Annotated in this window: 9 protein-coding genes; 7 read left to right on the top strand and 2 right to left on the bottom strand. The window is 45.1% G+C overall.

All coding sequences use genetic code 11. The features are described from left to right. Positions 1-212: 212 nt before the first annotated feature. The 7 genes from J2T16_RS03260 to J2T16_RS03230 all read left to right on the top strand — a co-directional run bounded on the left by J2T16_RS03260 (position 213) and on the right by J2T16_RS03230 (position 10,028). The gene (locus tag J2T16_RS03260; RefSeq protein ID WP_499017766.1) at positions 213-1,238 is read left to right on the top strand and encodes a LacI family DNA-binding transcriptional regulator; all 1,026 of its coding nucleotides are present in this window, start codon (positions 213-215) and stop codon (positions 1,236-1,238) included. 134 nt (positions 1,239-1,372) lie between these two features. Further along, positions 1,373-2,362 (top strand): ABC transporter permease, encoded by a 990-nt coding sequence (locus J2T16_RS03255; protein WP_499017765.1) that lies wholly within the window; start codon positions 1,373-1,375, stop codon positions 2,360-2,362. A 14-nt stretch (positions 2,363-2,376) separates the two neighbouring features. Next, positions 2,377-3,264 (top strand): carbohydrate ABC transporter permease, encoded by an 888-nt coding sequence (locus J2T16_RS03250; RefSeq protein WP_499017764.1) that lies wholly within the window; start codon positions 2,377-2,379, stop codon positions 3,262-3,264. A 51-nt stretch (positions 3,265-3,315) separates the two neighbouring features. Continuing rightward, positions 3,316-4,959, top strand: coding sequence for a type 2 periplasmic-binding domain-containing protein (locus tag J2T16_RS03245; RefSeq protein ID WP_499017763.1), 1,644 nt, complete (start codon positions 3,316-3,318; stop codon positions 4,957-4,959). A gap of 15 nt (positions 4,960-4,974) precedes the next feature. After that, positions 4,975-6,333: a glycoside hydrolase family 30 protein gene (locus J2T16_RS03240; protein ID WP_499017762.1), complete on the top strand. Its 1,359-nt coding sequence runs from the start codon at positions 4,975-4,977 to the stop codon at positions 6,331-6,333. Between the two features lie 300 nt (positions 6,334-6,633). Next, the gene (locus J2T16_RS03235) at positions 6,634-8,262 is read left to right on the top strand and encodes a response regulator (RefSeq protein WP_499017761.1); all 1,629 of its coding nucleotides are present in this window, start codon (positions 6,634-6,636) and stop codon (positions 8,260-8,262) included. Between the two features lie 11 nt (positions 8,263-8,273). Next, positions 8,274-10,028 carry a cache domain-containing sensor histidine kinase gene (locus J2T16_RS03230; protein ID WP_336119967.1) on the top strand — a complete coding sequence of 585 codons (1,755 nt, stop codon included), beginning with the start codon at positions 8,274-8,276 and terminating at the stop codon, positions 10,026-10,028. A 46-nt stretch (positions 10,029-10,074) separates the two neighbouring features. Here the strand turns inward: J2T16_RS03230 and J2T16_RS03225 are convergent, their stop codons facing one another. Together J2T16_RS03225 and J2T16_RS03220 are read right to left on the bottom strand one after the other, a co-directional pair. Further along, a complete protein-coding gene (locus J2T16_RS03225; protein ID WP_090916140.1) occupies positions 10,075-10,965 on the bottom strand; it encodes a carbohydrate ABC transporter permease in 891 nt (296 codons plus the stop codon). 15 nt (positions 10,966-10,980) lie between these two features. Beyond that, positions 10,981-11,871 (bottom strand): ABC transporter permease, encoded by an 891-nt coding sequence (locus J2T16_RS03220; protein ID WP_090916142.1) that lies wholly within the window; start codon positions 11,869-11,871, stop codon positions 10,981-10,983. Positions 11,872-11,931: the final 60 nt, after the last annotated feature.

Genomic DNA, 11,931 nt, shown 5'->3' with positions numbered 1-11,931 from the left:
ACTTGAATCCTAATGTCGTTCGAGTGAATAACTTATATTCAATAAATCAATTCACCCTCGGAGCAGTATAAGATCAAGGGATGAAGCCGCTGATCAATGAAGATCAGCGGTTTTCTTTTATACAAACTTGAAAAGTTAAGTGTTGTATTGAAAACGGTTTTATGCTATTTTGAATGTATAAAAACGTTTTAATAGCAAAGGAACCTAAGTGTATGGGAAAAATCACAATTAAAGATGTTGCAAGGGAAGCCGGTGTCTCGATCTCTACGGTTTCGAATGCCTTAAATGGTGTCGATGTACTGAATCCGGAAACGAAGTCCCATGTGCTCAAAGTGGCGGAACGTTTAAACTACATTCCCAATCTGAATGGGAAACTGTTGAAGTCAGGTCAGACAAAGATGCTTGGTTTCTTCACGACAAGTGTGTCGGGTCCGTATTTTTACAAGTTAGTCGAGGCCATGTCGCGTGAGTGTGACCGTCTCGGATACGGACTCAACGTATTTGTAACTAAAGATAAACATGTGATTATGAGCAATATTCTCGGTAGACGGGTAGATGGGGTAATCATCTACGAAGAGCTTCGAATTGATGAGCAGGATATTTTGTCGATGGAAAAAGACAAGATTAAAGCTGTTTTCCTGGATCGTGTGTATGAGAGCGAACGAATGGGAAGTGTCATCTTTGACTCTTACGTAGCCAGTTATGAAGCAACCAAATATCTGATCGGGCTTGGTCATCAGAAAATTGCCTATATCTCCGGTGTAGATGAGATGTTTGACAGTGTACAGCGTCGAGAGGGATATCTGGCGGCCCTTCGAGAATATGAACTTCCAGTCGATGAGGATTACATTATTCAAGGGTACTTTGAAGAAGAGGCTACTTACAGTGCCATCAAATCCTTCATTCATAAGCACCCAGGCAAGTTACCTGATGCATTTCTGGCAGGTAATGACTTGAGCGCGATCGGATGTATCCAAGCGCTAAAATCGCATGGTTATGAGGTTCCTAGTGATATCAGTGTAGTAGGATTTGATGATATTGATATCGCTCCCTATTACTCCCCACCGCTGACCACCGTTCGGAACCAAATTGCAAGACAAGGTATTCTAGCTGTCACGCAATTGGTCAATATGATCAAGGGACAGGAAGAAGGCGTAGCGCAAAAGTTATCTGGAGAACTTATTGTACGCGGTTCAAGTCATGTGAAAATGAACAGCCGGAGAGATGGCCGTAAATAACGGCTGAGAGGCTCGGCGGGTCCATTTTTCGTCTTATTATTACAGAGAAGGGAGTTTTTTTGAACAAAATAAAAACGTTTTTATAAAGCGGAATACATGCATCTATCGACACATACAGAGGGGAGCAACGAAGGATGAGTCACTTGACGACTACAGCAGACAGACAGCAACAACCTCTTAGACCCGGTGGCAAAAAGCCGTCCAAGCAACGGTTCAAGACGTTCTGGATCGATTTCGCCAGACAATGGGAGATCCAGTCCATGGTTCTACCCGGCATTCTGTTCATGATTGTCTTTTGTTACATACCGATCTACGGATTAACGATTGCCTTCAAAAATTACACCGTCATTGATACACTGTCCAGTGCCCCATGGGTGGGGCTGGATAACTTCAGAATCATCATGTCAGACAAATACTTCTGGGATGCCGTTGTGAATACGCTGGGCATCAGTTTTTTGAAGCTAGGTATCGGGTTTGTCATTCCGATTATTCTGGCCATTATGATTTACGAGCTGAACAGCGGACGATTCAAGAAATTCGTGCAAACGGTTTCATATCTACCTCACTTTCTCTCATGGATCGTGCTGGGCGGTATGCTTATCACCTGGTTCTCCACAACCGGCTTGTTCAATGAACTACTGCTCGGTCTTGGCATCATATCACAACCGCAAAACATATTGCTGGACGCGGGCAAGTACTGGTGGATCGCCACGTTATCGGATATCTGGAAGGAGGCTGGCTGGGGCACCATTTTGTATCTCGCCATCATGTCCAAGATCGATCCTACGTACTATGAGGCCGCCAAAATCGACGGAGCCAGCCGGATGCGTCAGATATGGAATATCACCTTGCCTAATATGAAATCCATTATCAGCCTGAATCTGATTCTGACGGTCAGCGGATTGCTGGGTTCGAATCTGGACCAAACGCTGGTGCTTATGAACTCACAGAACCGTGAGAAGGCCGAAGTCATTAATTCCTATGTCTATCGTATGGGGATGTCGCAAGGCGATTTCTCGTATGCTACCGCCGTAGGTTTGGGTGTTTCCATCATTTCTGTAATTCTGCTCGTCACGGCAAACAAAATAACTAGCAAGCTAAACGACAACCAGTCTGTGCTGTAGAAGGAGGTTCCCTCATGAACGGAAATGCGGCCAAAGAAGATCTGGACAGCCGGATTTTTGATACGCTCAATATCATTTTTTTAATAATCTGTACCATCGTCATTATTGTTCCGCTCTGGAATGTCATCATCTCGTCCTTTAGTTCAGGCAAAGCACTGGCAGAAGGTGGATTTATCTTCTGGTCACCCGAGTTCTCGCTGGAAAATTACCGAGCGGTGTTTAATGATTCAAACATCTGGCAGGCGTTCTTCATCTCTGTGTCCAAAACCATGATCGGTGTCGTAACACATGTATTCTTCTGTGCCATGGTCGGATACGGACTAAGCAAGAAGTACCTGAGAGGACGCAAATTGTATGTAGCCATGGGTGTAATTACCATGTTTTTCTCCGGCGGCATGATTCCAACCTTTTTGCTCATCAAGGCACTGGGTCTCCTGAACAGCTTCTGGGTGTATATTATTCCGGCTTTGTTCAGTTTCTTCGATGTCGTCATCCTGATGAATTTCTTCCGTAATGTACCGGATTCACTCGAAGAGTCGGCGAAGATGGATGGGGCTGGAGACTGGCATATCTTTCTCAAAATCTTTATCCCGCTATCCATGCCGGCAATGGCAACCATCGCTTTGTTTAACGGGGTAGGGCAGTGGAACGACTTTATGACGACCAAACTGTATATCACAGACCAATCCCTGTACCCGTTACAGATGATGTTATATGAAATTATTGTGCAATCCCAGACACAGTCCATGCAGAACGTGGGCGGGTCCGTCGTGATCGAAACAACAACCAAAGGCGTGCAGCTTGCCACCATTGTCATTACCACATTGCCAATTGTGCTGATCTATCCTTTGTTACAGCGATATTTCATTTCAGGCATGATGCTTGGAGCTGTGAAGGAATAAAACGATAGATTCACATCAACGATTTATATTCGACTACGAGGGGGAAAACACATGTTTAATATTCACCGGGTACTGGGCAAAAGAGGGGTTAAAGGATGTGCAGCATTACTGACGGCTGTGTTAATGATTACGGGATGCAGCGGTGGTTCCGATGGATCAAGTGAAGCGAACTGGGTATCCATCGAGAATCGTTATACGGTTGATCCGGAGAAACCAGCATGGCAGCTCGATAAGAAGGAAGAAGTGACCGATCTGACCTGGTACGTCAATGCCGACTGGTGGAATACCGATTTTGGCAAAGATATCGTCACCAAAAAGATCAAGGAAGACTTGAACATTAACATCAAATTCATTACAGGCGATGATACCAAATTAAATACCTTTTTTGCCGGTGGAGATATGCCTGACCTGCTGACGGTGTTTGATTCCAATTCGCAAGTCGTGAGCAAAGCATCAACCTGGGCCATTCCTCTGAATGATTTGGCCGAGAAATATGATCCGTATTTCAACAAGGTCGCGGCTGCGGACACGATGAAGTGGTTCCAGCAAGAGGATGGCAAGACCTACGGTTATCCGAATTATTCCAACACACAAGCAGATTATGATAGCGGTAACATTCCAGCCAAGACTGCTTTTATCATCCGCAAAGACGTATATGAAGCATTAGGCAGTCCAGTCATGGGAACACCGGAGCAATTCCAAAGTGTAATGAAACAGATCAAGGAAAAGTTCCCATCGCTTATTCCGTTTGGCTTTAACGCCATCGGTGGAGGCACCGGTTCGCTTGGCGATGCGTTGCAGGATTTTATCGGCGTACCTCTGGAGACGGCAAACGGGGAGTTTTATGACCGTAATCTGGACGAAGATTATCTGACTTGGCTGAAAACATTAAATGCCGTGTATAGAGACGGCAATATTAGTGATGATAGTTTTGCGGATGACGGTACAGCCTTTGAAGAAAAGGTGAAATCCGGCAAATATGCGGCGATGCTGCTTGACGGTACACCTCAGCAGGGCGGAAATCTTCAGATCTACATGAGTGACAACGAAGGCAAAGAGTACATCGCCATTGATGGGCCGCAAAGTACCAAGGGCAATGTACCAACACTGAATCAGTCCGGTATTACAGGCTGGATGATTAATTTCATCTCCAAGGATGCCAAAGACCCGGCTAAAGCGATGCAAGTTTTCACGTATTTGCTGAGTGAAGAAGGCCAGATACTGATGAACTATGGCGTTGAAGGAGAGACGTTTAAGAAAAAAGCTGACGGTACCGTGGAATTGCTTCCGGCCGTGAAGGACATGCAATTGCATAATGCGGACCAATTCAAGAAGGATTATCGCTTGGGTGAATTTATGTTTTTTGGTCATGACCGTCATAAGGCGCTGAGTGCCGATGCCTTCCCGGAGGCTATTAAACAAATGCAATCATGGGGCAAAGGCAAGCTGACACCTCATTTTATTCTGGAAAATATTAACCCGAACCTGGGCACACCGGAAGCCCGCGCCTTGTCCGCCATTAACACCAAATGGAACTCAACACTGGTAAGCATGTTGCGTTCGAAGGATGATGCCTCGTTTGACAACGCCCTTGCCGCATATCAATCGTTCTTGGAGGAAAATCGCTGGCCTGACATTGTGAAGATCCGCAGCGAGAAGATGAAGCAGAATAAAGAGAAATTAGGCATGCAATAATGAGGAGGCTTTGCGATGACAACATTTAAAATGTTCAAAACTACGGGGGAAAATGACCTGTTTCGTCTTGTTCCTCCCGAGGAATACAATCCGATCAAGTCCATGGACGCTGATTCGATGGTCGTAACCGTTCAACTGGATGATCGTCAAACGTACCAGGAGATGGACGGGTTCGGAGCGTCATTTACAGATGCTGCGGCATATTTGATGAATCAAAAGATAACGCATGAACAGCGAGTTGAAGTGATGTCACGGCTATTCCATCCGACAGAAGGGATCGGTTTGTCGGTGATTCGCAACCCGATGGGCGCTTCGGATTATGCCCGCACGGTATACAGTTATAACGATCTGCCTGACCATCAGACGGACCCGGAATTAGCCGGATTTAGCATTGCACATGATGAAGCGGACATTATTCCATTAACCCGGCAGGCGCTTGCACTGAATCCCGAGCTGAAACTGTTCGCTTCGCCGTGGAGCGCACCCGGCTGGATGAAAACAAGCGGCTCCATGATTACAGGCCAGCTCAAGCCTGAGTGGTATTCGGCATATGCGGAGTATTTTGTAAAATATATTCAGTCATATGCAGCTCATGGTCTGCCGATCTATGCAATCACCCCGCAGAATGAGGCTTTATATGAGCCAGGACATTATCCAGGTATGCTGATGCCCGCTGAGGCGCAAGCAGATTTCATTGTCAATCATCTTAAACCTGCTTTCGTGCGGAACAACCTTCAAACTAAAATCCTGTGTTACGACCATAACTGGGATCGCCCAGATTATCCGCTAACGGTTCTGGAGCAAGCAGGAGAAGCGGTGGATGGAGTGGCATGGCATTGGTATGGGGGAGATGCTTCTGCCCAATCCAAAGTATACGAAGCTTTTGCGGGAAAAGAAGTGCATTTCACCGAAGGTTCTGGAGGGGAATGGATTCCGCCTTTTGAACAAGCGTTCTCCAACGTGATTCGAACGGGCATTCAGATTTTGCGAAACTATAGCAAGTCACTCGTACTATGGAATATGGCACTGGATGAACACAATGGCCCTACGGTGCCAGGTTTTGGGCAGAGCACGTGCCGTGGAATTGTACAGATTAACCAGCAGACAGGTGAATTAGTCTACACGCTGGATTATTACGCGCTAGCTCATTTCAGTGCTTTGATTCGCCCTAAAGCGGTTCAAATCCAATCGGTATCCAGCGATGATTCCATATACACGGTAGCTTTTCGCAACACGGACGGAAGCACAGCATTGGTACTGTTTAACGATGAACAAGAAGGCAAACAGATTAAGATTGAAATGCAAGATCAAGAGAGCCTTATTGTATACATGGAATCCAAAAGTGCTATATCCATATTAATATCGAACGGTTAAAGGGTAGTAGCCCGGCTATGACCTAATGGTTGTAGAAAAGAAATCCTGCCTCAGCATCTATTCATATATTCTCGACATTGCAAGAGAACAGTAATGCGAACCATACAGACCGCCAAAGTTGGCGGTCTTTTATCTGTTTTCTAATCTGTTGTGTATTTTTTATCGTTTTCTGATCATTTTTCTAACCTTTTAAGGGGATTTCATGCATACAGTCCGAATAAAGTACAAGATAGAATGTACCTCTCCCTGAATATTTTGGGTGATGGCTCGTGTATAAATAACCAACTTTGGAGGACTTCCATGTATAAACTGATGATTGTGGAGGACGAATTGCTGATGCGCGTGGGCATTCGTTCCATGCTGAACTGGGAAGAATACGGTTTTTGTATAGCAGGTGAGGCTAGTAATGGAAAAGAAGCACTGGAGCTTGCGCTTGAAAAGGTACCTGACTTGATCATTACAGACATCCGAATGCCCGTAATGGACGGATTAGCGTTAATCAAACAGTTATCCCCATCGTTAAAAAACTGTAAATACGTCATTCTGAGCAATTTTGATGAATTAGATTACGTGAAAAATGCTTTAAAGTTCGGTGCCACCGATTACTTGATTAAAAGCGAAGTTAATGAGCAGTCGCTCATCCAGCTTTTGACGAATATACGGGAGAAGTTGCAAAGTGAACAGCATCAATTAAATGCCTTACCCTATGTATCCTCCGATTATTCCAAGAGTATTCGTTATTTGAAGGATAGCTTTTTCCAAGATATTGTAAGCGGATTCACCCATGAGAAAGAATTGCTTACCAAAGCCAAAGAACTCCATTTTCGTATCCAATCAGACCAGTTAGTGGTCATCAAATTCATCGTTAATCATTATGAGAAGGTCAAACGCAAATACATTGAAAAAGGGGAAAAGCTGCTCCGTTTCTCGATACTCAACATTATGGAAGAGGTTATTCCATCCCGGTGGGCAAAGGAGATTTTTGTGGAAAGCTCGTCTGAATACTGGGTAGTGGTTAATGTCCGATCTGACACGGAAGCACATGCTGACCTGAACAAGCTGATTCGTAAAGTACTCACTTCCCTTAAGGATTTTATGAACCTGTCACTTACAGCGGGAGTAAGTTCGATTAGTTTCGGCTTTGTGTCGCTGCGGAAGGCTTGTCAGGAGGCAGAATTTGCGCTTAAGGAACGTTTTTTTACGGGTGAAAGCCAGATCCTGTATGTTGAGGATATACGTGAAACCCCCAGTAGGGAAGACGTTGAACATCTGCTGAGTCCTCAGCAGGAGCAACAATTCATGAAAATTTGTATGAGCAAAAATAAGGAGAAAGCCCGGCATTTTCTTGAAGAAATCTACATTGACCTGAAGACCGTAAGGGCAGGCGAGAACAGTATCCGCAAGCAATACCTTACGTTGCTCGAAACAATGCACGCCCATTTGCTGAACAGCACATCACGAAGCAAGCTTTCCATGACGGAGAAATCCCCCTATGAGATTGTCCTGAATGGGGAGCATTGGGAGGATATCCATGAGAATGTGCTGACTTATATCACGGAGACATTTAACGCTAGCTCCCAGGTCACACACGAGCTCAAATACACAGACCTCGCGATAGACATCATCAACAGTTATTATGCAGAGGATCTTTCATTGCAAAGTGTAGCTAGCCAGATTAACGTGAATCCGTCCTATTTAAGCCGTTTGTTCAAGCAGGAGAAAAAGGAAAATTTCATCTCTTATCTGACCCGGGTTCGGATTGATCATGCGAAGGCTTTTCTGCTCAGCAAAGAGCTGAAAATATATGAAATTGCCGATAAAGTCGGGTATCACAACTACACGTATTTCAGTAAGATTTTCAAAAAGAACACAGGGCTTACGCCAGAGGAATATCGGGAACAGCAGCATGTGCATGCCATTCGGAAATAGAGGTGTGATCGATGAAATATAAGCGGCCTTTTCAGATTAAATACAAGATTATGGTGATCTGTATGATCGTCATCATCTTTCCTGTCGTTGTGATGACTATTAATTCGTACTACTCTTCCGAAAGGTTATTATCACAGAATTACAATACACTGCTTAGTGATTTGACCAAACAGACGAACATTCGCATCGACGAGTTTTTGAAAGAAATCGAAAAGATTACGCTGCTCGCCAGTAATGGACTCAGTGACAGTTTATCTGCTACCCATGAAGGCAGCTTTCCGATTCAGGATTTTCTGCGCGTAAGTAATGAAGAAAACGAAATCTCGGCATATAACATACTAATGAATTACATCATGATGAAGGATCGTGTATTTTCCATTTATCTCTACAATATGAACGGAGGAGAAGATCTGTTTGTAAGTCCACATCAACCGATTGACAAGGCCTTCAATGTGAGAAATGAGCTGTGGTTCAAGAAGTTTATGCATGAGGATGAGCGTACGATCACGTTAACAACCCGGGTTGACAAGCAACTCGAAAATAAAGTGCTGGCCGTGTCCCATGCACGAAAAATTCATGATGTCACGAACGGCAAATTGCTTGGCGTGATGGTAGTTAGCATCGATATTAAATTTATCGAAATCGTCAATCGTAACTTGCAGGAAGGACTTCGATCCAGATTTATGATCATTGATGAGGACGAAAAGATCGTTTACAACGTCAACGACCAGTTAATTGGCACCTTGTTTCGGGATAACGTTCGTCCATCCGAAGCAACCAACGTCGTGGTAAAGAGTCCGCTTAGTCAGCAGAAATGGACTACATATGTCTATATGCCGCTGGAAGAGCTAACTGCCGATGGTAGAATACTAGGTAAAAACCTCGTAACGCTAGCGATCGTCATGTCACTTTTTGCTGCGGTGATCTCCATTTTCCTGTCTCACGTCATTACACGTCCCATCAAAAAGCTGTTAAACAATATACGTCTTGTCGAAAAGGGGCAGTTTGAGCAGGTGCAGGATATTCGCTCTCGTGATGAGATTGGTCATTTATCCACCAGATTCAACCGAATGTCCCATGAATTGAAACGAATGGTGGAACGCATGCAGCAGGAAGAGATCGAGAAAGCCGCTGCCGAGATGCGGGCACTGCATGATCAGATTAACCCGCACTTTCTGTATAATACTTTAGGTTCCGTGAAATGGATCGCTTCCATGCAACAGGCCGACAAAATTGTAGATATGACCGATGCACTGATCTCTATGCTCCGATATGCCACCAAGTCTGATGGAAGTCTCGTTATGATTCGTGAAGAATTAACTCACATTGCACATTACGTGACTATCCAAAATGTTCGATATTATGGCAGTATTCAGATGAAATATGAGATCGATGAGAACCTGCTACAATATGCAATGCCTAAAATGATCCTGCAGCCCATCGTCGAGAACGCGTTCTTTCACGGTCTGGCCGAGATCGAAGAGGATGGCGTAATTACGATTCGAATAGGATCTCAGGAGGAAGACATCTGCATTGAAGTTTGTGATAATGGAACCGGCATGGATCAGAGTATGGTACGAAGCTTGATGGAGGAAAAGCATGAAACAGGAAATGGAGGCCGGGGGATAGGCCTCTATAATGTACAACGGCGTATTCAACTTCACTTCGGTGAGCCGTATGGGATACAGGTGAAAAGTGAGGTCGGCAAAGGAACAACGTTTGCAATTCTGCTTCCAGCGATCTCCTGTTTACCAGATAACAAGTGAATGTGGATTAGACAGTCGCATGCGAAGTGGCCCTTGATGTCACACTTTAACCTTTAACACTGCCGAGTACCAGTCCTTTGGTAAAATACTTTTGCAAGAACGGATAGATCAGCAGAATCGGTATCGCACCGAGGAACATCTGCGCGGCTCGCCCTGTCCGGGCATTCATCATGGATAACAGTTGCGTGTAATCCGATCCGGATTTCAGCATCATCTGCTCAAAGCTTTGAAGCAGCGTCTGCAAATAGCTCTGTAACGGATAGTTGGCGGGATTGTTCATATAGATAATGCCGTCAAACCAGGAGTTCCAGTGACCCACAATGCTGAACAATCCAACCGTCGCGAGCGCAGGTTTGAGAAGCGGCAGCATAATGCGGATCAACACTTGCAGAGGGCCTGCGCCGTCAATGATAGCCGATTCTTCGATCTCTTCAGGAAGTCCACGAATAAAGTTCATCAGAATAATCATGCTGAACACGGGGAGCGCTCCTGGCAGAATCAGAGACCAGATGGAATCAATCAGTCCCATTTTCACCACAACCAGATACGTCGGGATTAAACCGCCGCTAAACAGCATCGTTACGATAAAAAATCCCATGTAGACGTTGCGCCCCATCACTTTCTGTTTGGTTTTGGATAGAGGGTAGGCTGTTAGCACAATTAACACCAGATTCACAAGCGTGCCCAGAACTGTTCGCTGGATGGCAACCCATAGCGAGGAATAAAACGCGCCACCAGAAAGGGCAAACTCATAAGCTTTGGTTGTGAACTCGACAGGCCAGAAGGTAACACTACCAGCCGATACCGCTGAACTGCTACTGAAGGACACAGCGAGTAAATTCACAAATGGCAACACACAGAGGAGCGAGATGGTCAGCAGGATGGTGTAATTTATAATAAGAAACACGCGTCTGCTTATACTTTTATCATAAATCATGCGAATATGCCCTCCTTAGAAGATACGGTAACCCGCCACGCGGTAAGCTAGAATGTAAGAGACAGCGACTAAAATGCAGGAGATCACGGATTTGAATAATCCAACGGCGGTCGCAATGGAATATTGGGCTTGCTGTATCCCCAGACGATAGACATAAGTATCGATAATATCACCGGTCTGATAAACGACAGGAGAGTAGAGGTTGTAAATCTGGTCGAAACCGGCATTCAACACGTTTCCAAGGGAAAGCACAGACATCAGAACAATCGTTGGCATGAGTAGGGGCAGGGTGATATAGAGTGTTTGCTTCCAACGCTTGGCTCCATCGATCACTGCGGCTTCATATAGTCCGGGGTCAATGCTGGTTAAAGCCGCCAGATAAACGACCGTTCCAAAACCGAAACCCTTCCATATGTCGCTCACGATCATTGTCCATGGGAAGATGGAAGGGGTACCGAGAAAAGAGATCGGCTTGACGCCGAACAAACTCAGAAACGTATTCACGATGCCATTCGCACTTAGAACATCCAGCATGATACCCGCCATAATGACCCAAGACAAGAAATTCGGTATATACACGAGGGTCTGAAAGGTGCGTTTGATCCCGTTGTGCAAGACTTCGTTCAGCAGCAGTGCGAAAACAACCGGCACGACAATGCCGCCAAGCATTTTGAATATGGACATGTAGAGGGTGTTCCAGATCGTTCTCACAAAGTTAGGCTGATTGAATACATGCGTGAAATTGTCCCATCCGACCCACGGTGAGTTAAAGCCAAGACCGGGGTTATATTTTTGAAACGCAATAATGAGTCCATAGAACGGGATGTAGCTAAAAATAAATACCAGCACAACGCTGGGGATCAACATGAGGTGGTAAGGACTTTGCTGCTTCCATTTTTTCAGCATGGCTTTTCCTCCGTTCAGTTATCAAAAAGAGGGGATGAGAACGGGCTCACCCCCTCCGGC

Origin of the sequence: Paenibacillus intestini (assembly GCF_030803945.1) — a bacterium.
Classification (GTDB): Bacteria; Bacillota; Bacilli; order Paenibacillales; family Paenibacillaceae; genus Paenibacillus; species Paenibacillus polysaccharolyticus.
The sequence above is the reverse complement of the archived record's forward strand: the minus strand, read 5'-3'. Positions and strand labels throughout refer to the sequence as shown.